The following is a 20,963-nucleotide window of genomic DNA, read 5'->3' as shown; positions in this document are numbered from 1 at the left end:
CGCGCCGCTCAGTCCGACAGCCCGGCCCGCGCCAGCTCCACGTCCAGCCGCTCCCGCGCATCCGCCGGCTTCAGTGCCGCGGCCTCTTCGTAGAGCTGCGTGGCTTCGGCCATGCGCGAATCGCCGTGCAGCATCAGGAGGGCGCGGGCGTATTCCATCATTCCGGCGGCCGAATGCGGATGCAGCTGGAGGCCGCGCTCGAACAATTCCACCGAGGTCTCGGCGCGCACGCCGTAGGTCATGCGCCCGACCAGCGCGCCCACCTTGTCGATCACCTCGGCGTGGAACGCGGCCAGCGCGATGTGCGCGTCGGCGTGCTCCGGCTGCAGCGCGATCACATGCTCCAGCGCGCCCTTGAGCTTGCTGCCCAGCCCCTGCGCCAGCGCGCGCGCCACGCTGATGCCCTGGCTGTAGCGACCCAGGGCGTAGGCCTGCCAGTAGAGCGCCTGGCAGTTGTCGGGCTCGGCGGCGACCTGGGCGCCGGCGCGCTCGATCACCTGGCGGAACATCGCAAGCCGCGTGGCCTCGCGCGGCTCCAGGTAGTTGGCGTAGATCGCGGTGGCCTGGTTGGCGAGCACCAGGCCCTCGGAACCGTGCAGCAGGCCGATGGCGGCGGCGCGTTCGAATTCGCCGCTGTGGTACAGCGCCCAGCCCTCGGCCAGCGGCGCGTCGGCGTCCGGCGGGGGCAGGTGGTGGCCGGCATGCAGGCGCGGCCAGTGCGGCAGTACGCTGCGTGCGTCGAAGCGCGGCACGTCGGCGTAGGGGAGCGGCTTCCACGGTTCCGCGTTGGCGGCCACCGGGCCGGCGGACATCAGCGAGAGCGGTTTGAAATCGGGGTGGGGCATGGGTTGAACGAGGCCCTAGGCCGCCATGTCGACAGTGGGAACCACGTTGTGCGTGGCATCTTCGCCGTTGTAGGCATTGCTCAGTGTCAGCAGATGCCGTCGCTGTTCGCGCCCGAGGTAGGGCGCGAGCAGGTGCAGGGTGTGGTGGCCGCCTCGCATCAGCGCGCCCTGGGCGTGCGCCGGTTCGAGGGCCTCGCGCGGGTTGCGCACGTATTCGTAGCTCAGCCAGTAGGTCAGCACCACGACCATGCTCTGGGCCAGCGGGTCGATCTCGTGCGCGTCGATGTCCAGGTGGCCGGCGCGGCCGAGGCCCGCGATCAGCTGGCGGATGGCGCGTGCCTTGTTCTTGAGCACCAGCTGGAACTGGGTCTCCAGGTGCCGGTTCTTGCTCAGAAGGTCGTTCAGGTCGCGGTAGAGGAAGCGGTAGCGCCAGATCAGCTCGAACAGCGTGTGCATGAAGAACCACGCGTCCTCCACGTCGTGCACGCCTTCGCTGGCATGCAGCAGTTCGTTGAGCTCGGCCTCGTAGCCCTCGTAGAGCTTGTTGATCAGCTCTTCCTTGGCGGGGTAGTGGTAGTAGAGGTTGCCGGGGCTGATGTTGAGATCGCCCGCGATCAGCGTGGTCGAGACGTTCGGTTCCCCGAAGCGGTTGAACAGGTCCAATGCGGCTTCGAGGATGCGTTGCGCTGTGCGGCGTGGCGCCTTCTTTGCCATGTCGGTGCCCCCGGTGTGTCTCTTGCTCTTGGGAACACTCTAGCGTATGTGCACTGCACCATGAACGGTGCGGGACATGTTTTGCGGCGCCGGATTTTTGTGCAGCGCCGCAATTCGGGAGCAGGTCAGCCGGCCTTGGGGCGGCGCAGCGTCTTCTTGGCGGCGGGCACTGCCGCCGCCTTGCGCGCGGTGGTCTTGCGGGCGGTTGCTGCGGTCTTCGCGCTGCCCTTCAATTGCGCTTCGAGGGCGTCGACGCGCGCCTGCAGCGCGGCCATGTCGGCGGCCGAAGGGGCGCCGAGTTTCTCGAGCGCGCGCGCCACGCGCTCCTCGAAGATGTTCTCCAGCTTGCCCCACTGGCCCGCGGCCTTGGTGCCGAACTCGCTGGCGAAGCCGGCCATGCGCTGTTGGGCCTGGGCGAGGGTTTCTTCGGCGGCCGTCTGGGTCTTCTTCTGCATGCCGGCGCCGTCCTTGACCAGCGCCTCGAAGGCCTTGCTGCCTTCCTGCTGCATCTTGGCGAAGGCCCCGAGACCGGCCAGCCAGATCTGCTGCGCGGAATCCTTGATGCGGTCGGAGGCCTTGTTGTTGCCGTCGTCGTCTTGAGTCGCCATGCGAAGTAGTCCTTTGAAAACAATCGCCTGACTCTAGCTGCTGGCCATCGCTCCTGTTAGAGCCTGGCCTCTACGGCGACTGCTCGACTACGGCGTGGCGCCGGCGGCGCGGCTGGCATCCAGGTGCGCCTTGGCGCGTTCGGCCAGCGCCATTTCGCCGGGCGTGCCGGGCACGAAGGCTTCCACCGGGAGCGGCCGGCCGTGCGAATCGACCGAAACGAAGACGATCAGGCACTCGGTGGTCTTCTCCATCATTCCGCCCTTCATGTCACCGCTTCGCACCTCGACCGAGATGTTCATGCTGGTGGTGCCGGTGTAGGCGAGGCGGGCTTCGACCTCGACGAGGTCGCCGATCATGATCGGCCGGTGAAAGCGGATGCTGCCGATGAAGGCGGTGACGCAGTAGCGCTTGGCCCAGCTGGTCGCGCAGGCGTAGCCGGCTTCGTCGATCCACTTCATGACCGTGCCGCCGTGGACCTTGCCGCCGAAGTTGACGGTGCTGGGCTCGGCCAGAAAACGCAGGGTGATCGAAGACATGGGGCGCCGCCTTTGGTGTGTGGCTGTGGAAGGGAGCCGCGATTATGCGAGCGGGCGCCCGCTTGCAGTCGCGCCGCCCGTCGCACGGGCGCGCACGCTCAGCTGCCGCTGAAGAGCTGGGCCAGCGTGCGCCGCAGCCAGGCGTTGCCCGGGTCGGCATGAAAGCGCTCGTGCCAGTGCTGCTTGACCGCGTAGTCCGGCAGCGCGAAGGGCAGCTCCAGCAGCTTCACCGGCTCCTGCGTGGCCAGCACCTTGCCGAGGATTCGCGGCACCACCACGAGCAGCTCGGTGTGCGCCACGATTCGCGCCACGCTCAAAAAGCTCGACAGCCGCACCACCACGTCGCGCTTCAAGCCCAGCCGCGCGATGGTCGTGTCGACGATGGCATGCCCCGTGCCGGACGTGGACACCACCGCATGCGCCTCCGCCTCGAAGCGCTTGCGCGCGAGCCTGGCGCCGATGCGCGGATGGTTCTGCGCCGCCAGGCACACGAAGTTCTGCATGAAGAGCGTCTGCTGGTAGAAGCCCGCGTCCAGCTGCGGCATGAAGCCCACGGCCAGGTCGACCTCGCCGTCCTGCAGGCGGCGGCCGCTGTTGGTGGAGATGATCTCGGTCTCGATGTGAACGCCCGGCGCCACGTGCCTCAGGTGGTCCAGCAGGCCGGGCAGCAGCACCACCTCGCTGATGTCGGTCATGCAGATGCGAAAGCGCCGCTGGGCCGCGGCGGGCTCGAAGCTGCTGCGGTTGCCCTGGGCCTGCGCCAGCTGGGCCAGCACCTCGCGCAGGTTCGGGTAGATGCGCTCGGCGTGCGGCGTGGGCTGCATGCCCTGGGCGGTGCGGGTGAAGAGGCGGTCGTCGAAGTGCGCGCGCAGCTTGTTGAGCGCGGTGCTGGCCGCGGCCTGCGCCATGCCCAGCCGCTCGGCCGCCTTGGAGACGTTGCCGGTCTTGTAGACCTCGTCGAACACGGCGAGCCATTCGAGATCGAGCTTGGACATGGTTGATTTCCGGCGCTTGTTTTCGTAGGGCGAAAGACACCATTATCGAAATTTCGAATTCCGTGTATTGGCTACCGGTCTTGAGGAAATAGTGGGGCGACCCAACAATGCCGCAACGGAGACACCCACGCCATGAACCCCGCTTCCCAAGGCAGCGCGAAAAGCGCCACAAAAAGCGCCCCGGCCAATGCCGCCGAACGCAGCGACTACTACGCCCGCATCCGCCCTCTGAACCTCACCCCGCTGTGGGAATCGCTGCACGCACTGGTGCCCCGCGAGCCGCAGACGCCGTGCGTGCCGGCCCTCTGGCGCTACGACGAGATCCGCCCGCTGCTGATGGAGTCGGCCGACCTCATCACCGCCGAGGAGGCCGTGCGCCGCGTGCTGGTGCTGGAGAACCCGGCGCTGCCCGGCAACTCGTCGATCACGCAGTCGATCTATGCGGGTCTGCAGCTCATCATGCCGGGCGAGGTGGCGCCGTCGCACCGCCATGTGCAGTCGGCGCTGCGCTTCATCGTCGACGGCAAGGGTGCCTACACCACGGTGGGCGGCGAGCGCACCACCATGTACCCGGGCGACTTCATCATCACGCCTTCGTGGGCCTGGCACGACCATGGCAACGAAGGCATCGAAGGCGTGAGCGAGCCGGTGGTGTGGCTCGACGGGCTCGACATCCCGATGCTGCGCTTCTTCGATGCCGGATTCGCCGAGAACGACGACGCCAAGGTGCAGCACGTGGCGCGCCCCGAGGGCCACAGCCTCGCGCGCTTCGGCCACAACATGGTGCCGGTTCGGCACGACCATGTCTCGGCCACCTCGCCGATCTTCAACTACCCGTATGCGCGCAGCCGCGAGGCGCTTGCGCAGCTGCAAAAGCAGGAAGCGCCCGATGCGTGGCTGGGCCACAAGCTGCGCTACATCAACCCGCTGACGGGCGGCTCGCCGATGCCGACGATCTCGACCAACCTGCAGCTCTGCCCCAAGGGCTTCGCCGGCAGGACGCATCGTGCGACCGACGGCACGGTCTACAGCGTGGTCGAAGGCCACGGCATCGCCGAGATCGCGGGCCAGCGCTTCGAGTTCGCACCGCGCGACACCTTCGTCGTGCCGTCGTGGGCGCCGCTGCGGCTGCTTTCGCCCATCGCCGACGTGGTGCTCTTCAGCTTCTCCGACCGCCCCGTGCAGCAGGCCATGGGCATCCTGCGCGAAGCCTTCCTCGAAGACGCCTGAACGCGGCGGCCGACGTCTTTCTCCTTTTCATCGTTTGACCGTGTGCCGCCGCGTGCGGCAGGAGCCTTCCATGTCCTTCGTTTTCACACCCCCTTCCATCGTCGGCCTGCCCATCGCCGATTCCGACAAGCTGTTCCCCGTGCGCCGCGTCTACTGCGTCGGCCGCAACTACGCGGCACATGCCCGCGAGATGGGGTTCGACCCTGACCGTGAGCCGCCGTTCTTCTTCTGCAAGCCCAACGACGACGCCTCGGTGGTGCCGGTGGCCGAAGGCCAGACGGGCGCCATTCCGTACCCGCCGCTCACGAGCAACTACCACTACGAAGCCGAGCTCGTGGTGGCCATCGGCAAGGGCGGCAAGGACATCCCGGTCGACCAGGCCTCGGGCCACATCCACAGCTACGCCGTGGGCCTGGACATGACGCGCCGCGACCTGCAGATGAAGATGCGCGAGCAGGGCCGGCCGTGGGAAATCGGCAAGGCCTTCGACTTCTCGGCCCCCATCGCGCCGCTGCGCACGCTCGCCGACGTGGGCGAGATCAACGCGGGCGCCATCACGCTCACGGTCGATGGCGAGGTGCGCCAGAACAGCGACATCGCGCACCTGATCTGGTCGGTGAACGAGGTGATCGCCAATCTCTCGACGCTCTTCACGCTGCAGCCCGGCGACCTGATCTTCACCGGCACGCCCGAAGGCGTGGGCGCGGTGAAGGCGGGGCAGACGATCAAGGTGAGCATCGAGCGGCTGCCTTCGCTCACCGTTCGCATCGACTGATTCCACCGAAGCGCAAAGGCCACGCGATGAGCACATCCCCCAGCAAGAACCCGCCCTCCGTGCTGCTCGTCGGCGGCGGCATCGGCGGCATGGCCGCGGCGCTCGCGCTCGCACGCCTCGGTGTTTCCATCGACCTGCTCGAGCAGAGCGCGGCCATCGGTGAGATCGGCGCCGGCCTGCAGCTCGGTCCCAACGCCTTCGCCGCGCTCGACGCGCTGGGCGTGGGCGAGGCGGTGCGCCGGGGCTCGGTCTTCACCGACCGGCTGGTGATGATGGACGCGGTCGATTGCAGCGAAGTCGCCTCGGTGCCCCTGGGCGAGGCCTTTCGCGCGCGCTTCAGGAATCCCTATGCGGTGAGCCACCGCGCCGACCTGCACGGCGCGATCCACGAGGCGGTCAAGCGGCACCCGCTGATCCGCTTCCACACCTCGGCGCAGGTCGAATCGATCGACACTGGCGCGCACGGCGTCACCGCAGTCACGCGCGACGGACGCCGCTTCCAGGCCGATGCGATCGTGGGCTGCGACGGCGTGAAATCGGTGGTGCGCGCCAGGCTCATCGGCGATGCGCCGCGCGTCTCGGGCCATGTGGTGTACCGCGCGGTCGTGCGCGCGTCCGACATGCCGGCGGACCTGCGCTGGAACGCGCCCGTCGTCTGGGCCGGCCCCGACTGCCACCTGGTGCACTACCCGCTGCGGCATGGCGAGCAATACAACCTGGTCGTCACCTTCCACAGCCGCGACGAGGAAGAGTGGGGCGTCACCGACGGCAGCAAGGAAGAAGTGCTGTCGTACTTCGAAGGCGTGCATGCGCGCCCGCGCCAGCTGCTCGACCGCCCCACCTCATGGCGCCGCTGGAGCACCGCCGACCGCGACCCGGTCGACCGCTGGAGCGAGGGCCCGGCCACGCTGCTGGGCGATGCGGCGCATCCGATGATGCAGTACCTCGCGCAGGGCGCCTGCATGGCGCTGGAAGACGCGGTGACGCTGGGCGCCGCGGTGAAGGCGTGCGATTTCGACATGACCGCCGCGTTCAAGCTGTACGAAGCCGCGCGCGTCGCCCGCACGGCGCGCGTGGTGCTGTCGGTGCGCGAGATGGGGCGCCTGTATCACGCCAAGGGCGTCGAGCGGCTGGTGCGCAACAGCCTCTGGGTGGGGCGCACGCCGGAGCGGTTCTACGATGCCGTCGAGTGGCTCTATGCGTGGCGGCCCGAGCACTGCCTGGACGATGCGCCCGCATCGCTGCAGCCCGCCGCCGCGGTCGAGCTTTCGTTGCACTGAAACAGGTTTCTTCCATCATCACCATTCGAGGCCGAAGGCCCAGGAGACAAGCACCATGAATTTCTCGCGCGCATTGCTGACGGGCGCCCTCGCCCTCACCGCCACCCTCGCCGCCACAGGCGCGCTGGCGCAGGCCGGCGACTTCCCGAACAGGCCCGTGACGCTGGTCACCCCCTTCGCCGCCGGCAGCGGCCCCGATGCGGTGCTGCGCCTCGTGTCCGACAAGCTCTCGCGCCTGTGGAACCAGCGCGTGCTGATCGACAACAAGCCCGGCGGCGGCGGCTTCATCGCCATCGACCAGGCGCGCCGCGCCGCGCCCGACGGCTACACGCTGCTGCAGCTGGACAGCGAGCACGTGGCCGCGCTGCCGCACCTGTACAAGTCGAAGAACTTCGTGACGCTGCAGCACTTCGACCCGGTGGCCTCGCTCTTCCGCACGCCCTTTTTCGTGGCGGTGGGCACCGATTCGAAGTGGAAGACCATGGGCGACCTGATCGCCGCCGCCAAGGCCGAGCCCGAAGGCGTGGTGTACGGCTCATGGGGCGTCGGCAGCCCCGGCCACCTGGGCGCGCAGCAGCTGGAGGCGCTCACCGGCATCCGCATGCGGCATGCGCCGTACCGCGAGGTGTCGCAGCTGTATTCGAACGTCGGCACGGGCGAGGTGCCGTGGGCCTTCGCCAGCATTCCTTCGAGCCAGGGCATCTACAAGGCCGGCAAGCTGCGCTACATCGCGGTCGCTGCACCCAAGCGCATTCCACAGATGCCCGACGTGCCGACCATGGCCGAGTCGGGCGGGCCGGCGTCGCTGGAAGTCAATTCCTTCGTCTCGCTGCTCGCACCCAAGGGCGTGCCGGCGGCCGTGAAGGCAAAGATCAACGCCGACGTCGCCAAGGTCATCGCCGACCCCGAGATCCGCGCCCGCTTCGACACCTTCGCCTTCGAGCCGCTGGCGTGGTCTCCGGAAGAGATCCAGCGCAACGCCGAGGCGAAGTCGAAGGTGTACGGCGAGCTGGTGCGCAGGGGCAACATCAGCCTCGAATAGAGGGAGCGTTTCTTGCCCGCCTTTCCTCTCGGCAGTTAAGCTGGCTGACTCCGGTTTTTGTTAACTTATTCACTTCTTTTCGCCATGCACGCCAAAAAGAGAGCCCTGCTGATCGCCTGCGGTTTGGCAGCCGCCACCCTGCTGCCCATCGCCGCCAGCGCACAGAACAACGCCTGGCCGACCAAGCCCATCCGCCTCTTGGTGGGCTTTCCGGGCGGCTCCACCCCCGACATCGCGGCGCGCACCATCGCCGAGCCGCTGGGCAAGGCGCTGGGCCAGCCGATCGTGGTGGACAACAAGGCCGGCGCCTCGGGCAACATCGCCGCCGACCAGGTCGCCAAGGCCACCGACGACCACACGCTGGGCATCGTCATCAACGGCAACCTCACCTCGTCGAAGATGCTGTATCCGAAGCTGCCTTACGACCCGGTCAAGGACTTCACGTACCTCTCGCTGATCGCGACCGCGCCGCTCGTGCTGGTGGCGCAGAACAACCTGCCCTCGGGCACCGCCTTCTTCGACGCCGCGCGCAAGGCCGGCGACAAGTGGAACTACGGCTCGGTGGGCATCGGCTCGGTCGGCCACCTGGGCATGGAACTGCTCAAGAGCCGCGCGGCCGGCTTCAAGCCCGAGCACGTGCCCTACCAGGGCAACCCGCAGGTCATCACCGCCATGCTGGGCGACCAGGTGCAGATGGGCCTCATCCCGCCGGGCGTGGCCATGCCCCAGATCCGCGCGGGCAAGCTCAAGGCCATCGGCCTGACGGGTGGGCGCAGTGCGCTGGTGCCGGAGATCCCGCCCCTGGCCGAAGCCGGCGTGAAGGACTTCAACCTGGAGGTGTGGGTGGCGCTGCTCGGGCCGGCCAATCTCTCCAAGACCGCGCAGGCGCGCATCAGCCGCGAACTCGAAATCGTCATGAAGGACCCGGACGTTCGCCGCAAGCTCTTCGAGCAGGGCTGGCAGGCCGTGGGCACGTCGCCGGACGGCATGCGCACCCGCGTGACGGAAGAGGCGGCCATCATGACCAAGATCATCTCCACCCGCGGCATCAAGCTCCAGTGATGACAGTCCAGCAGAAGACCCTGACCGAGCCGGCACGCGAGCTGCCGGTCTTCGGCGAATACGACGTGGTGGTGGTCGGCGGCGGCCCCGCCGGCATCGCGGCTGCCGTGAGCGCCGCGCGCCATGGCGCCAACACGCTGCTGGTGGAGCGCTACGGCTTCCTCGGCGGCATGGGCACCGCGGGCGGCGTGACCAACTTCGCGGGCCTCTACGGCAAGCGCAACGGCGAGATGACGCTCCTGGTGCGCGGCGTGGCCGACGACCTGCTCGATCGCATCGGCGCGCTCGGCGGCCTCAACAAGCCGCAGGACGGCATGCAGGGCCGCATCCGCGTGCGCTCCTACGACACCTCGGCCTACAAGATCGCGGCCGACCAGTTGCTGCTCGACGCGGGCGTGAACCTCCTGTTCCACGCGTGGGCGGCGGCAGTGATCCGCGACGGCGACCGCATCGCGGCCCTCGTGGTCGAGACGAAGTCGGGCCGCCAGGCGATCCGCGCCAACGCCTTCATCGACGCGAGCGGCGACGCCGACGTGGCCGCCTTCGCGGGCGTGCCCTTCGAGGTGGGCGATGGGCACGGCAGCGGCCTGTTCCCGACCACGATGTTCCGCGTCGGCCAGGTCGAGGCCGAGCCCGCGCTCGCGGCCGTGGGCGAGTTCAAGGCCATCAACGACCTGATGGCCAGGGTGCAGCAGCAGAAGCCGGGCACCTACAGGTTCCCGCGCGAGGGCGCGATCCTGCGGCCCAACATCGATCCGCGCGAATGGCGCGCCAACGTCACGCAGATCCGCAACGCGGCCGGCCGCGCGATGAACGGCGTCGATGCGCGCGAGCTCACCGAGGGCGAGCTCGAAGGCCGCCGCCAGATCGCCGAGTACTTCAAGTTCATGAAGGCCGAGGTGCCGGGCTTCGCGCACTCGGCCATCGTGGAGATCGCGCCGCAGGTGGGCATCCGCGAGACGCGCCGCATCGAGGGTCTCTACGCGCTCGCGGGCGAAGACATCCTTTCGTCGGCGAAGTTCGACGACAGCATCGGCATCAACGCTTGGCCGATGGAGATGCACGCCGACGGCCGCATCGAGTGGGCCTTTCCGCGCGACGACAACCGAACCTACAACCAGCTGCCCTGGCGCATGCTGGTGCCGCGCCGCGTCGGCAACCTGCTGGTGGCCGGCCGCTGCGCCGCCATGACGCACGAGGGCCAGTCGGCCGCGCGCGCGAGCGGCGGGTGCTTCGTGATGGGGCAGGCCGCAGGCACGGCGGCGGCGTCGCTGGGCAGCGCGAATTTCGCGGATGTCGATGTGCCGGCGCTGCAGAAGAAGCTGGTGGCCGACGGCGCCGACCTCGACCGCTGAGCGCCCGGCACGCGGGGATGGCGCTAGAGTCCGGGGCTTGATGAACTCCAACCCCGGACGAAAAGTGCACCTCCTTTCGTTTTCGACCCCCGCGCGTCGTCTCCTCCTGGCCCTTTCCTGCGCCGCGCTCGGCCTTATGCAATGGGGCTGCGCGAGCACCCCCGAAGGCGAACCCGTCCACGGCAAGGACCGGCTGGTGAGCTTCCTGGCCGCCAAGGACGGCCGCAAGGTCGTCATCGCCGGGGAGAACTACCACTACGTGTTCGACGGCGACCCCTCGGTGGCGGCGCTGCTGCGCTGGAGCGGGCGCGCCAAGGTCACGCCCAGCCTCAACGGCGAACTCAAGGTGGCCCGCAACCAGAGCTTCGAGGGCTCTTACGTGCTGATGGCCTTCGACGCCGACCTGACGCCCGAGGACCGCGTCTTCCTGGCCCAGACCGGCTTTGCGAAGACCGAGGTGAAATACGGCGACCGCACCGGGCCGGCGCTGCGCTACTTCGGTACCGTCTACGGCACGCGCTATGCGGCCGCGCCGCTCAAGTCGGCCGACACGCTCGATTTCTCCCGGGCGAACTACGTCGCCTACGTCGAGCAGGAAACCGCCACCGGCGCCGCCGCCCAACCCGCGCGCACGCCGCTGATCTACAACGACGACGGCAAGCCGCTGCTGGCCGGCGTGCCCGTGTTCCTCGTGCAGGGCGGCACGGACTACCGCTGCCGGGCCCGTTTCATGGGCATTTGCTTCTACAAATAGCGGGGCGTCGCTGACCGGGCCGCGACAGCGCGCCGGCCCGTCCTTTGCTATGGTCGAAGGCTGCCTTCTTGCACTGACCGCCCCCGACCGATGACCACCGATCCCGCCACCGCCGCCCGTCTCGTCGACGAACTCGTCGCCCTCATGCACCTCGAGCCGCTCGGCGGCGACCGTTTTCTCGCCCAGAGCGAAGACATCGGCACCCCGGCCGTCTTCGGCGGCCAGGTGCTGGGCCAGTCGCTCGCGGCCGCGAGCCTCACGGTCGGCGCCGACCGGCCGGTGCATTCGATGCACGCCTACTTCCTGCTGCCGGGCGAGCATGCGCCCATCGAGTACAGCGTCGACCGCGTGCGCGACGGCCGCAGCTTCACCACCCGCCATGTGGTGGCGCGCCAGCAGGAGCGCATCATCTTCGAGATGTCGGCGTCGTTCCAGACGGTGGACGACGGCGTCGACCACCAGCTTGCGATGCCCGCCGTCGAAGGCCCCGACGGGCTGGCCAGCGAACTCGACCAACGCCTGGCCATGGGCGACCGCCTGCCCGAGCGCTGGCGCATCAAGGGCTTGGAGCCGCACGGCATCGAGTACCGCCGCGTCGAGGCCGACGACCTCCTCACGCCCATCGTGCAGCCCTCGGAAAGCGCCATCTGGATGCGCGCCATCGCGCCGCTGCCCGACGACCCGGTGGTGCACCGCGCGCTGCTGGCCTACGCCTCCGACCACGGCCTCTTGCGCGCCGCGATGCTGCCGCACGGCCTGAGCTTCATGAGCGGCCAGGTGCGCCCCGCCAGCCTGGACCACGCCATGTGGTTCCACCGCGATTTCCGCATGGACGACTGGCTGCTCTACGTGCTCGACTCGCCCAGCGCGAGCGGTGCGCGGGGCCTGTGCCGCGGCAGCCTCTTCACCCGCGATGGCCGGCTCGTGGCGTCGACGGCGCAAGAAGGCATGCTGCGCATCGTGCGTCGAGAACCGCAATCCAAGGACACACCGAAATGAAGATCTTCCACTCGCCCGCCTCGCCGTTCGTGCGCAAGTGCATGGTCGTCGCGCACGAGCTCGGCATTGCCGACCGCATCGAGAAGCTGCCCAGCGCAGCCGGCCCGGTCAAGCGCGACGCCACCATCCTTCCGAAGAACCCGCTCGGCCAGGTCCCGACCTTCCTGTGCGACGACGGACAGGCGCTGTACGACAGCCGCGTGATCTGCGAATACCTCGACGCCACGCATTCGGGGGCGCTCTTTCCCGCCGATGGCACCGAACGCTGGGCCCGCCTCACCGAGCTGGCGCTGGCCGACGGCATGACCGCCGCCGCGCTGCTCGCGCGCTACGAAACCATGCTGCGCCCCGAAGCCCTGCGCTGGAACGACTGGACCGAGGGCCAGCTGGCCAAGGTGCGCACCGGTCTCGAATGGCTCGAGACGGCGGCGCCCTCTTTCGGCGATCGCGTCGACATCGGGACCGTCGCCTTCGGATGTACGTTGGGCTACATGGACTTCCGGTTTCCGTCGGTGGATTGGCGTGCCGAAGCGCCGAATACCGCGAAGTGGTTCGAGACGTTCAACCAGCGGCCGTCGATGCAGGCGACGCTGCCGGCTGTCGCCTGAGTCCGTTCAGGGCAGCACTCGCGCCGACGGTGGGCTCTGTTTCGCGAATGTCCTCCGGCCTGCGGCCTCCCCCTTGATTTCACGAAACAGAGCCCACCATCAGCGCGAGCGCATTCAGAGCGGTGGTTGATTGCCGATCACCAGCAGCGTGTCCAAGTGCGCAGGGCATCGGGTGCTCCCCGCAGCCAAATCAAGGGGGAGCCTGTGCACCCGCCCCGCAACCTCGGGCTAAAAATGCACCCCTCGCATGAACTCCAACCAAGGACCCCGCATGTCTTCTGAAGCACAGAAAAAAGTAGCCATCGTCACCGCCGGTGGCAGCGGCATGGGCGCCGCTGCGGCGCGCAAGCTCGCAGACGACGGCTTCCGCGTCGCCATCCTCTCGTCGTCGGGCAAGGGCGAAGCGCTGGCCCAGGAGCTCGGCGGCATCGGCGTGACCGGCTCCAACCAGTCGAACGACGACATCAAGCGACTGGTCGACAAGGTCACCGACGAATGGGGCCGCGTCGACGTGCTGGTCAACAGCGCGGGCCACGGCCCCCGCGCGCCGATCCTGGACATCACCGACGAAGACTGGCACCGGGGCATGGACGTCTACCTGCTGAGCGCCGTGCGCCCCAGCCGCCTCGTGGCACCGCTGATGGTCAAGCAGGGCGGCGGCACGATCATCAACATCTCCACCTTCGCCGCCTTCGAGCCCGACCCCGTGTTCCCGACCTCGGGCGTGTTCCGCGCGGGCCTTGCGGCATTCACCAAGCTCTTCGCCGACAAGTACGCCGCCGACAACGTGCGCATGAACAACGTGCTGCCCGGCTTCATCGACAGCCTGCCCGAGAAGGCCGAGTTCCGCGGCCGCATCCCGATGGGGCGCTACGGCAAGATGAGCGAGATCGCGGCCGTGATCGGCTTTCTCGCCTCCGACGGCGGGGGCTACATCACCGGGCAGAACCTGCGGGTGGACGGCGGCATCACGCGCTCGGTGTAAAGGTTGAGGCTGGGGCGCTCTCTACAATCGCGCCCCATGTGTCCGAGGATGCCCCGCTTTCCCATCCGCCGCCGGCAGTCCGGCTGCTCCCGGCCGACGCCTCCTTGACGATCGCGCAGTGCCGCGCCATGGCTGCGGCCATGGCGACACCCGGGCCGCAGCGTCGGCCATCTCTTCTTGCCCCCGACCCGCATCGCCTTGCCGGCGCGTGCGGGCCGCATTGCCTTTTTCCATGTCCTCCCCACACAGCCGCCTGCGCACCGAGTGGTGTCCGAGCATTCCGCGCGAACTGATGGCCGGCGCCGTCGCCACCTTCGCACTCATTCCCGAAGTCATCGCCTTTTCCTTCGTCGCGGGCGTCGATCCGGCCGTCGGGCTGTTCGCGTCGTTCGTGATCAGCCTCGTCATCGCCTTCACGGGCGGGCGCCCGGCCATGGTGTCGGCGGCCGCGGGGTCGGTCGCGCTCGTGGCCGCGCCGCTGGTGCATGCGCACGGGCTGCAGTACTTGCTGGCCGCCGGCGTGCTCGCGGGCGCGATGCAGGTCGTGTTCGGCCTGCTGCGGCTCGGCGTGCTGATGCGCTTCGTCTCCACCTCGGTGCGCACCGGCTTCGTGAACGCGCTCGCGATCCTGATCTTCGCGGCGCAGATGCCGCACTTCATCGGCGCCAATACCGCGACCTGGGCGATGGTGGGGCTGGGCCTCGCCGTCATCTACCTGCTGCCGCGCATCACGCGCGCGGTGCCGTCGCCACTGGTGTGCATCGTGGTGGTGACGCTGGCCGGCCACTGGCTCGACCTGCCGCTCAAGACCGTGGCGGACCTGGGGCACCTCCCGGATGCGCTGCCGGCGTTCGCCTTCCCGTCGGTGCCGTTCACGCTCGACACGCTGCGCATCATTGCGCTGCCTGCGTTCGCGATCGCGATGGTCGGCCTGCTCGAATCGATGATGACCGCCAGCGTGGTGGACGAACTCACCGACACGCCGAGCTCCAAGAACCGGGAGTGCAGCGGCCTGGGGCTTGCGAACGTCGCGGCCAACTTCTTCGGCGGCATCGCGGGGTGCGGAATGATCGGTCAGACGGTGAGCAACGTGCGCTACGGCGGGCGCGGGCGGCTGTCGACGCTGTTCGCGGGCGCTTTCCTGCTGATCCTCATGGTGCTGCTCAAGCCCTGGGTGTCGCAGGTGCCGGTGGCGGCGCTGGTGGCGATCATGGTGATGGTGTCCGCATCGACCTTCGACTGGGGGTCGCTCCGCACGCTGGTGCGCCATCCGCGCATGTCGAGCGCGGTGATGCTCGCGACGGTGGCTGTCACCGTCGCCACCGACAACCTGGCCGCGGGCGTGGCTGTCGGCGTGTTGCTCAGCGGCGTGTTCTTCACCTTCAAGGTGGCGCGGCTGCTGCACGTGCATGCCGAAGCGGGCGAAGGCGGCCTGCGCATCTACCGCATCACGGGCCAGGTGTTCTTCGCCTCGGCCGACATGCTGGTGGACGCATTCGACGTGCGCGAGATCGACGGCGCGCCCGTGCACATCGACGTGGCGCAGGCGCATTTCTGGGACGTCACCGCCGTGGCCGCGTTGACCAAGGTGGTGGAGCGGTTGCGCAAGCACGGCAGCGCGGTGGATGTGACCGGGCTCAACCAGGCGAGCCGCGACCTGATCCTGCGGCTCGACGCCGCGCCCGAGTGAGCTAGGTGGTTTTCCTCATGAGCCGGGTGGTGGCTTGCGCCTAGCCTTTCCGGTTCCCGCCGGATGCCTGGCGGAGCGGAAAGGCCCCATGGAAATTCCCGCCTCGGTGCTGAAGAACATGGATCGCACCATCCAGTCCTACGAGGACTCCGCGCGCGAATACAACGCGATCGTGGCAGGCCATCGTCCGCCCGAGATCGTGGACGCGCTGCGCCGGATGATGCAGCACGTGCCCGCCGGCGGCACCGTGCTGGAGATCGGTTCCGGATCGGGGCAGGACGCTGATTTCATCGAGTCCCTGGGCGGCGTCGTCCTGCGCACCGATGCGGCGCAGGCCTTTCTCGACCTGCAGGCCGAGCGCGGCAAGAAGGGCGAGCGGCTCAACGTCGTGACGGATGCGCTGGGCGGGCCCTACAGTGCGATCCTTGCCATGGCGGTGTTGATCCATGTCGATCGCGCGCAGGTTGCGCCGGTGCTGCGCAAGGTGTTCGATGCGCTCGAGCCCGGCGGGGTTTTCCTCGCGGGCATGCGCATCGGCGAAGGCGAGACCAACGGCGACTACCAGACCGTGTACTGGTCGAAGGACCGGTTCGCCGAAGCGCTTGCAGCAGCGGGGCTGCAACTGCAATGGGAAACGCAGTGGATCGGCTGCAAGGACGTGGCTTGGGCCGGCTTCCTCGCGTGCCGTCCGCCGGAGTGAACGCGGGCCTGGGCTACACGCCCAGGTAGCGCGTCCAGAGCGAGCGGTCGGCGTCGAGCGCGGCCGAGTCGCCCTGCCACACCACGCGCCCGCGTTCGAGGATCACGTGCCGGTCGGCCAGCGGCAGCAGGCGCTGCACGTACTTGTCGACCACCAGGATCGCCTCGCCTTCGGACTTGAGCGTGGCGATGCAGTGCCAGATCTCCTCGCGGATCACCGGGGCGAGGCCTTCGGTGGCTTCGTCCAGGATCAGGAGGCGCGGATGCGTGGACAGCGCGCGCGCGATCGCGAGCATCTGCTGTTCGCCGCCGGAGAGCTGGTTGCCCGCGTTGGCCTTGCGCTCTGCCAGGCGCGGGAACAGGCCGTACAGCGCGTCGACCGTCCAGCGCGGCGCGCTGCCGGGGCGCGGCCGCGCGAAGGCGCGCAGGTGTTCGTCGACGCTGAGGTTCGGAAACACATGCCGGCCCTCGGGCACGATGGCCACGCCGCGCCGTGCGATGGCATCGGGCTTGTGCCCGCCGATGGCCGCGCCGCCGAACTGCACGTCGCCGCGCATCGGCGAAAGCGTGCCGGTCAGCACCTTCAGGAGCGTGCTCTTGCCCATGCCGTTGCGGCCCAGCAGCGCGAGCACCTCGCCCGCGCCGATCCGGAGGTCGATGCCGAACAGCACCTGGCTTGCGCCGTAGCCGGCCTCGATGGACTTCGCTTCGAGCAAGGTCTTCGTCATCGTCGTCGTGCTCATGCGTGTCCTTCCGCTTCGGTGCCCAAATACACCGCCTGCACGTCGGGGTGGCCGCGCACTTCGTCGGCCGTGCCGCTCATCAGCACGCGGCCCTGCACCAGCACGGTGAGCCGGTTGGCCAGGCGGAACACCGCGTCCATGTCGTGCTCGATCAGCAGGATGGCCATCGATTCGCGCAGCGATTCGATCAGGTCCACCATGCGCGCCGATTCGTCCGGGCCCATGCCGGCCATCGGTTCGTCGAGCAGCAGCAGCTTGGGTTCGGCCGCGAGCGCCAGCGCCACGTCGAGCGCGCGCTGCGCACCGTGCGGCAGCGTGCCCGCGATGCGGTTGCGCTCGCCGCCCAGGCCCACGCGGTCGGCCAGCGCGATGGCGCGCTGCACCAGGTCGCGCTCGGTCGCGCGCGGCGCCATGAAGCGCAGGCTGCTGCCCGCATGGGCCTGCGCCGCGAGCATCAGGTTGTCGTGCACGGTCTCCTTGGCGAACACGCGCGTCACCTGGAAGCAGCGCGACATGCCCGCGGCCACGCGCTGGTGGTCGCGCAGCTTGGTGATGTCGATCTCGTCCAGCAGGATGCGGCCCGCGTCGGCCTTCAGGAGGCCGGTGATCAGGTTCACCAGCGTGGTCTTGCCCGCGCCGTTGGGGCCGATCAGCGCATGCACCTCGCCGCGTTCGACGGTCAGGCTCACATGGTCGGTCGCCAGCAGGCCGCCGAAGCGCTTGACCAGTCCTTCGATTCTGAAAAGACTCATGGCGTTGCCTTGTTGAGTGGCGCTGCGTGGCGGCGGCGCGCGAGTGCTGCCAGTCCCTTGGGCGCCCACAGCGCGACGGCGATCAGGAGCAGGCCCAGCGGCATGTGCCAGTGCTCGGTGTGCTGCTTCAGGAACTCCTCCAGCAGCAGCCAGACGATGGCGCCCACGGGCCCGCCCCAGCTGCGGCCGAGGCCGCCGATCACCACCATCACCAGCAAGGTGGCCGATTGCGTCCAGTGCATCGTCGCGGGACTGACGAAACCGTTGCCACCTGCAAGAAGCGCACCCGCGAGGCCGGCAATGGCGCCGGCGATCGCGAACGCCACCAGTTGCAGCCGGAACACCGGGTAGCCCAGCGCCCGCATGCGCGTCTCGTTGTCGCGGATGCCCATGAGCGCATGGCCGAAGCGCGATTGCGTTGCGCGGTGCAGCCACCAGAGCGCGAGCGCCACGATGACCAGCACGACCCAGTAGAAGTTCGATTCGTTGCCCAGGTCGAGCCCGGGCAGCAGCGTGGGCCGGCTCATGAGCGTGTAGCCGTCGTCGCCGCCATAGCGGCGCAGCGACACCACCACGAAGTACAGCATCTGCGCGAAGGCCAGCGTGGTCATGATGAAGTACACGCCGCGCGTACGCAGCGCCACGGTGCCGATCAGCGCGGCGACGACGCCGGCCACGAGCGCGGCCAGCGGCCACATCACCCACGCCGACATCACGCCCGCGTCGCTGAGGGCCACCACCGTGTACGCGCCCATGCCGATGAAGCCCGCATGTCCGAGCGCCACCATGCCGCCGAAGCCGAGGATGAAATTGAGGCTCGCCGCGGCCAGTGCCACGATGAGCACCCGGCGCACGAAGCCGATGTAGAAGTCGAGCCCGAAGAGCGGCGCGACCAGCGGAAATGCCGCGAGCAGCACGAAGACCAGCCCGAGGCCGATGGAGCGTGAGGAGAGCTTCATGCGCGTGCCGAGAAAAGCCCCGAGGGCCGGAAGATCAGGACGACCACCATCAGCGCGTACATCGCGACTTCGGCGAAGAGCGGGCCGAGGTCGGCCGCGGTGGCCGGCGGAAGCGTGGCGCGCAGCAGCATCGGCACGAACGCGCGGCCGATGGTGTCGACCACGCCCACGAGCAGTGCGGCCACGAAGGCGCCGCGCACCGAACCGATGCCGCCGATCACCAGCACGACGAGCGCCGGGATCAGGATGGCTTCGCCCATGCCTACCTGCACGGCGACGATCGGCCCCATCAGCGCACCGGCCAGCGCGGCGAGCGCCGCACCGAGCAGGAACACGCCGTTGAAGATGCGGCCCACGCGCACGCCCATGAGCTCGGCCATCGGCCGGTCGGAGGCGCCCGCGCGCACCCGCATGCCGATGCGCGTGTGGTTCACCAGGAGGTAGAGCGCCAGCGCCACCAGCAGCCCGCCGACGAGGATCACCAGGCGGTAGGCCGGGTAGGGCAGGCCCTCCATCAGGTTGACCGGCCCCGAGAGCGCAGCGGGCGTCGGCGCCATCACCGGCGAGGGGCCCCAGGCCATCGTCACGATGTCGTCGGCCACCAGGATCACGCCGAAGGTGGCGAGCACCTGCGCGAGGTGGTCGCGTGTGTAGAGGCGGCGCATCAGGAGCACTTCGAGCAGCAGCGCCACCACGACCGTGACCGCCACCGCGATCACGATGGCGGCGGTGAACGAACCGGTGCGCGTGTGCGCCTCGGCGGCTACGTACGCCCCCGACATGAACAGCGAGCCGTGCGCGAGGTTCAGCACGTCCATGATGCCGAACACCAGCGTGAGGCCCGCGGCCAGCAGGAACAGCATCAGGCCGTAGCCCAGGCCGTTGAGCAGCTGCTCGAGAACAAGAATTCCACTCATAGGATCAGAAGGTTGCCCGCATTCATTCAGGAGACACCGAGGCACCGGCTCTGCCGGGCCTCAGGTGTCGCCCCCCGGTAGGGGGAAGGAGTAGCGACACGAGTGCGCGAAGCCTGGAGGCGAGCTACTTGAGTTGGCACTTGTCGGCGTAGCTGTCGCCGTAGTTGGTGAGCACCGTGTTGATCAGCTTGTTCGTGACCTTGCCCTGCGCATCCTTGCCGATCACGCGCAGGTAGAAGTTCTCGATGGGGTAGTGGTTGTTCGCGTACTTGAAGGCACCGCGCGTCGAGGCGTAGTTGGCCTTCTTGAGCGCCGCGACCACGGCTTCGCGGTTCTGCGCGTTGCCGCCAGATTGCTTCACGGCCGCGTCCATCGCGAGGATCGCGTCGTAGGCTTGCGCTGCATACACCGACGGGTAGCGCCCGTTGTACTCCTTGCGGAACGCGGCCACGAATGCCTTGTTGGCGGGGTTGTCCAGGTCGTGCGCCCAGTGCGAGGTGTTGAACAGGCCGAGCATCGGCTCGCCCACGGCGCCGATCACGTCCTCGTCGGCCGAGAAGCCGCTGGTGACCAGCGTGATGTCCTTGGACAGGCCCGCGCCCACGAACTGCTTGATGAAGTTGATGCCCATCGCGCCGGGCAGGAAGAAGTAGATCGAGTCGGGCTTGGCCGCGCGCAGCTGCGCGAGTTCGGCGGCGTAGTCGATCTGGCCGAGCTTGGTGTAGAGCTCGTCGGCCACCTGGCCCTTGAACTGGCGCTTGAAGCCGCCCAGCGCATCTTTGCCGGCGGGGTAGTTGGGGGCGATCAGCACCGTCTTCTTGAAGCCGCGGTCCTGCGCAAACTTGCCGGCCGCCTCGTGGAACTGGTCGTTCTGGTAGGCGGTGCCGAAGAAATATGCATTGCACTGCGCACCAGCGAACTGGCTCGGGCCGGCGTTGGCCGAGAGGTAGGGCACCTTGGCGTTGAAGAGCGTCGGGCCCACGGCCAGTGCCACGTTGGAGCCGATGGGGCCGCTGAAGATGTCGATCTTGTCGCGCTGGATCATGCGGTCGACCAGCTGCTTGGCCTGGTCGGGGCTGCCGGCCATGTCGGCCTGCACGAATTCGACGTCCTGCCCGCCGAGCTTGCCGTTCAGCTGCTTGATGCCGAGCGCGAAACCGTCGCGCGCCTCGGCGCCCAATGCCGCGAAAGGCCCCGAGATGTCGAGGGCCAAGCCCACCTTCACGGGGGCGGCCATGGCCGTCGCCGCGGTACCAAGGGCTGCGCCGCAGAGCAGCAGCGAGAGCAGGGTGCGCGGCAGCGCGGGCGACTTCGGGGACAGGTGGCTCATGGATTCTCCGAGGGAGGAAGGATGAAACGACGCATCGGCACCGCGTCATGCAGCACCGGCAACATCGAACCGTTGATAGCTAAA

The 20,963-nt window shown here is 68.6% G+C and carries 22 protein-coding genes; 12 read left to right on the top strand and 10 right to left on the bottom strand.

The features are described from left to right. Positions 1-8 precede the first annotated feature (8 nt). The 5 genes from RT97_RS17370 to RT97_RS17350 form a co-directional block, all read right to left on the bottom strand. Positions 9-845 carry a hypothetical protein gene (locus RT97_RS17370; RefSeq protein ID WP_172672218.1) on the bottom strand — a complete coding sequence of 279 codons (837 nt, stop codon included), beginning with the start codon at positions 843-845 and terminating at the stop codon, positions 9-11. Positions 846-860: 15 nt separating this feature from the next. After that, the gene (locus tag RT97_RS17365) at positions 861-1,559 is read right to left on the bottom strand and encodes a TetR/AcrR family transcriptional regulator (RefSeq protein WP_042580047.1); all 699 of its coding nucleotides are present in this window, start codon (positions 1,557-1,559) and stop codon (positions 861-863) included. A 125-nt stretch (positions 1,560-1,684) separates the two neighbouring features. Continuing rightward, positions 1,685-2,167 (bottom strand): phasin family protein, encoded by a 483-nt coding sequence (locus tag RT97_RS17360; protein WP_042580046.1) that lies wholly within the window; start codon positions 2,165-2,167, stop codon positions 1,685-1,687. Between the two features lie 87 nt (positions 2,168-2,254). After that, positions 2,255-2,704, bottom strand: coding sequence for an acyl-CoA thioesterase (locus RT97_RS17355; protein WP_042580045.1), 450 nt, complete (start codon positions 2,702-2,704; stop codon positions 2,255-2,257). A 98-nt stretch (positions 2,705-2,802) separates the two neighbouring features. After that, positions 2,803-3,699 carry a LysR family transcriptional regulator gene (locus RT97_RS17350; protein WP_042580044.1) on the bottom strand — a complete coding sequence of 299 codons (897 nt, stop codon included), beginning with the start codon at positions 3,697-3,699 and terminating at the stop codon, positions 2,803-2,805. Positions 3,700-3,831: 132 nt separating this feature from the next. Between RT97_RS17350 and gtdA the strand changes: the two genes are divergently transcribed. The 12 genes from gtdA (at position 3,832) to RT97_RS17290 (ending at position 16,179) form a co-directional block, all read left to right on the top strand. Beyond that, entirely contained in the window at positions 3,832-4,929 is a 1,098-nt protein-coding gene (gene gtdA, locus RT97_RS17345) for a gentisate 1,2-dioxygenase (protein WP_042580043.1), read from the top strand. Positions 4,930-4,999: 70 nt separating this feature from the next. Beyond that, positions 5,000-5,704: a fumarylacetoacetate hydrolase family protein gene (locus RT97_RS17340; RefSeq protein WP_042580042.1), complete on the top strand. Its 705-nt coding sequence runs from the start codon at positions 5,000-5,002 to the stop codon at positions 5,702-5,704. Positions 5,705-5,730: 26 nt separating this feature from the next. After that, positions 5,731-6,984, top strand: coding sequence for a 3-hydroxybenzoate 6-monooxygenase (locus tag RT97_RS17335; RefSeq protein WP_042580041.1), 1,254 nt, complete (start codon positions 5,731-5,733; stop codon positions 6,982-6,984). Between the two features lie 55 nt (positions 6,985-7,039). Next, on the top strand, positions 7,040-8,026 hold the full coding sequence (locus RT97_RS17330) for a Bug family tripartite tricarboxylate transporter substrate binding protein (RefSeq protein WP_042580040.1): 987 nt from the start codon (positions 7,040-7,042) through the stop codon (positions 8,024-8,026). 84 nt (positions 8,027-8,110) lie between these two features. Next, positions 8,111-9,088, top strand: coding sequence for a Bug family tripartite tricarboxylate transporter substrate binding protein (locus tag RT97_RS17325; RefSeq protein ID WP_042580039.1), 978 nt, complete (start codon positions 8,111-8,113; stop codon positions 9,086-9,088). After that, on the top strand, positions 9,088-10,443 hold the full coding sequence (locus RT97_RS17320) for an FAD-dependent oxidoreductase (RefSeq protein ID WP_042580038.1): 1,356 nt from the start codon (positions 9,088-9,090) through the stop codon (positions 10,441-10,443). Before RT97_RS17325 ends, RT97_RS17320 begins: the two co-directional genes overlap by 1 nt. Positions 10,444-10,579: 136 nt before the next feature. Next, complete coding sequence (locus RT97_RS17315) at positions 10,580-11,197, top strand: hypothetical protein (protein ID WP_080898336.1); 618 nt, start codon at positions 10,580-10,582, stop codon at positions 11,195-11,197. Positions 11,198-11,287: 90 nt separating this feature from the next. After that, on the top strand, positions 11,288-12,196 hold the full coding sequence (locus tag RT97_RS17310; protein WP_042580036.1) for an acyl-CoA thioesterase: 909 nt from the start codon (positions 11,288-11,290) through the stop codon (positions 12,194-12,196). After that, positions 12,193-12,804, top strand: a complete 612-nt coding sequence (locus RT97_RS17305; RefSeq protein ID WP_042580035.1) for a glutathione S-transferase — start codon at positions 12,193-12,195, stop codon at positions 12,802-12,804. The genes RT97_RS17310 and RT97_RS17305 overlap by 4 nt, the downstream gene beginning before the upstream one ends. Positions 12,805-13,075: 271 nt before the next feature. Then, on the top strand, positions 13,076-13,789 hold the full coding sequence (locus RT97_RS17300) for an SDR family oxidoreductase (RefSeq protein WP_042580034.1): 714 nt from the start codon (positions 13,076-13,078) through the stop codon (positions 13,787-13,789). A gap of 232 nt (positions 13,790-14,021) precedes the next feature. Further along, the gene (locus RT97_RS17295) at positions 14,022-15,479 is read left to right on the top strand and encodes a SulP family inorganic anion transporter (RefSeq protein ID WP_042580033.1); all 1,458 of its coding nucleotides are present in this window, start codon (positions 14,022-14,024) and stop codon (positions 15,477-15,479) included. An 88-nt stretch (positions 15,480-15,567) separates the two neighbouring features. Then, positions 15,568-16,179 (top strand): class I SAM-dependent methyltransferase, encoded by a 612-nt coding sequence (locus RT97_RS17290; protein ID WP_042580032.1) that lies wholly within the window; start codon positions 15,568-15,570, stop codon positions 16,177-16,179. 13 nt (positions 16,180-16,192) lie between these two features. Here the strand turns inward: RT97_RS17290 and RT97_RS17285 are convergent, their stop codons facing one another. From RT97_RS17285 to RT97_RS17265, 5 genes are all read right to left on the bottom strand, one after another. Beyond that, on the bottom strand, positions 16,193-16,921 hold the full coding sequence (locus tag RT97_RS17285; RefSeq protein ID WP_080898335.1) for an ABC transporter ATP-binding protein: 729 nt from the start codon (positions 16,919-16,921) through the stop codon (positions 16,193-16,195). Further along, entirely contained in the window at positions 16,918-17,673 is a 756-nt protein-coding gene (locus RT97_RS17280) for an ABC transporter ATP-binding protein (protein ID WP_042580031.1), read from the bottom strand. The genes RT97_RS17285 and RT97_RS17280 overlap by 4 nt, the downstream gene beginning before the upstream one ends. Then, on the bottom strand, positions 17,670-18,632 hold the full coding sequence (locus RT97_RS17275) for a branched-chain amino acid ABC transporter permease (protein WP_042580030.1): 963 nt from the start codon (positions 18,630-18,632) through the stop codon (positions 17,670-17,672). The genes RT97_RS17280 and RT97_RS17275 overlap by 4 nt, the downstream gene beginning before the upstream one ends. Beyond that, entirely contained in the window at positions 18,629-19,549 is a 921-nt protein-coding gene (locus tag RT97_RS17270) for a branched-chain amino acid ABC transporter permease (RefSeq protein ID WP_042580029.1), read from the bottom strand. Before RT97_RS17270 ends, RT97_RS17275 begins: the two co-directional genes overlap by 4 nt. A gap of 124 nt (positions 19,550-19,673) precedes the next feature. After that, positions 19,674-20,879 carry an ABC transporter substrate-binding protein gene (locus RT97_RS17265; RefSeq protein WP_042580028.1) on the bottom strand — a complete coding sequence of 402 codons (1,206 nt, stop codon included), beginning with the start codon at positions 20,877-20,879 and terminating at the stop codon, positions 19,674-19,676. Between the last annotated feature and the right edge of the window lie 84 nt (positions 20,880-20,963).

Origin of the sequence: Variovorax paradoxus (genome assembly GCF_000834655.1) — a bacterium.
In the GTDB taxonomy this organism is placed as follows: domain Bacteria; phylum Pseudomonadota; class Gammaproteobacteria; order Burkholderiales; family Burkholderiaceae_C; genus Variovorax; species Variovorax paradoxus_F.
The sequence above is the reverse complement of the archived record's forward strand: the minus strand, read 5'-3'. Positions and strand labels throughout refer to the sequence as shown.

Excerpts from the sequence above, each read along its gene's own strand:
- RT97_RS17295 (WP_042580033.1), top strand. The coding sequence starts at position 14,022 with ATGTCCTCCCCACACAGCCGCCTGCGCACCGAGTGGTGTCCGAGCATT.
- RT97_RS17340 (WP_042580042.1), top strand. The coding sequence starts at position 5,000 with ATGTCCTTCGTTTTCACACCCCCTTCCATCGTCGGCCTGCCCATCGCC.
- RT97_RS17320 (WP_042580038.1), top strand. The coding sequence starts at position 9,088 with ATGACAGTCCAGCAGAAGACCCTGACCGAGCCGGCACGCGAGCTGCCG.
- RT97_RS17365 (WP_042580047.1), bottom strand. The coding sequence starts at position 1,559 with ATGGCAAAGAAGGCGCCACGCCGCACAGCGCAACGCATCCTCGAAGCC.
- RT97_RS17270 (WP_042580029.1), bottom strand. The coding sequence starts at position 19,549 with ATGAGTGGAATTCTTGTTCTCGAGCAGCTGCTCAACGGCCTGGGCTAC.
- RT97_RS17315 (WP_080898336.1), top strand. The coding sequence starts at position 10,580 with ATGCAATGGGGCTGCGCGAGCACCCCCGAAGGCGAACCCGTCCACGGC.
- RT97_RS17280 (WP_042580031.1), bottom strand. The coding sequence starts at position 17,673 with ATGAGTCTTTTCAGAATCGAAGGACTGGTCAAGCGCTTCGGCGGCCTG.
- RT97_RS17310 (WP_042580036.1), top strand. The coding sequence starts at position 11,288 with ATGACCACCGATCCCGCCACCGCCGCCCGTCTCGTCGACGAACTCGTC.
- RT97_RS17285 (WP_080898335.1), bottom strand. The coding sequence starts at position 16,921 with ATGAGCACGACGACGATGACGAAGACCTTGCTCGAAGCGAAGTCCATC.
- RT97_RS17370 (WP_172672218.1), bottom strand. The coding sequence starts at position 845 with ATGCCCCACCCCGATTTCAAACCGCTCTCGCTGATGTCCGCCGGCCCG.
- RT97_RS17300 (WP_042580034.1), top strand. The coding sequence starts at position 13,076 with ATGTCTTCTGAAGCACAGAAAAAAGTAGCCATCGTCACCGCCGGTGGC.
- RT97_RS17275 (WP_042580030.1), bottom strand. The coding sequence starts at position 18,632 with ATGAAGCTCTCCTCACGCTCCATCGGCCTCGGGCTGGTCTTCGTGCTG.
- RT97_RS17330 (WP_042580040.1), top strand. The coding sequence starts at position 7,040 with ATGAATTTCTCGCGCGCATTGCTGACGGGCGCCCTCGCCCTCACCGCC.
- RT97_RS17265 (WP_042580028.1), bottom strand. The coding sequence starts at position 20,879 with ATGAGCCACCTGTCCCCGAAGTCGCCCGCGCTGCCGCGCACCCTGCTC.
- RT97_RS17355 (WP_042580045.1), bottom strand. The coding sequence starts at position 2,704 with ATGTCTTCGATCACCCTGCGTTTTCTGGCCGAGCCCAGCACCGTCAAC.
- RT97_RS17350 (WP_042580044.1), bottom strand. The coding sequence starts at position 3,699 with ATGTCCAAGCTCGATCTCGAATGGCTCGCCGTGTTCGACGAGGTCTAC.
- RT97_RS17360 (WP_042580046.1), bottom strand. The coding sequence starts at position 2,167 with ATGGCGACTCAAGACGACGACGGCAACAACAAGGCCTCCGACCGCATC.
- RT97_RS17305 (WP_042580035.1), top strand. The coding sequence starts at position 12,193 with ATGAAGATCTTCCACTCGCCCGCCTCGCCGTTCGTGCGCAAGTGCATG.
- RT97_RS17325 (WP_042580039.1), top strand. The coding sequence starts at position 8,111 with ATGCACGCCAAAAAGAGAGCCCTGCTGATCGCCTGCGGTTTGGCAGCC.
- RT97_RS17290 (WP_042580032.1), top strand. The coding sequence starts at position 15,568 with ATGGAAATTCCCGCCTCGGTGCTGAAGAACATGGATCGCACCATCCAG.
- gtdA (WP_042580043.1), top strand. The coding sequence starts at position 3,832 with ATGAACCCCGCTTCCCAAGGCAGCGCGAAAAGCGCCACAAAAAGCGCC.
- RT97_RS17335 (WP_042580041.1), top strand. The coding sequence starts at position 5,731 with ATGAGCACATCCCCCAGCAAGAACCCGCCCTCCGTGCTGCTCGTCGGC.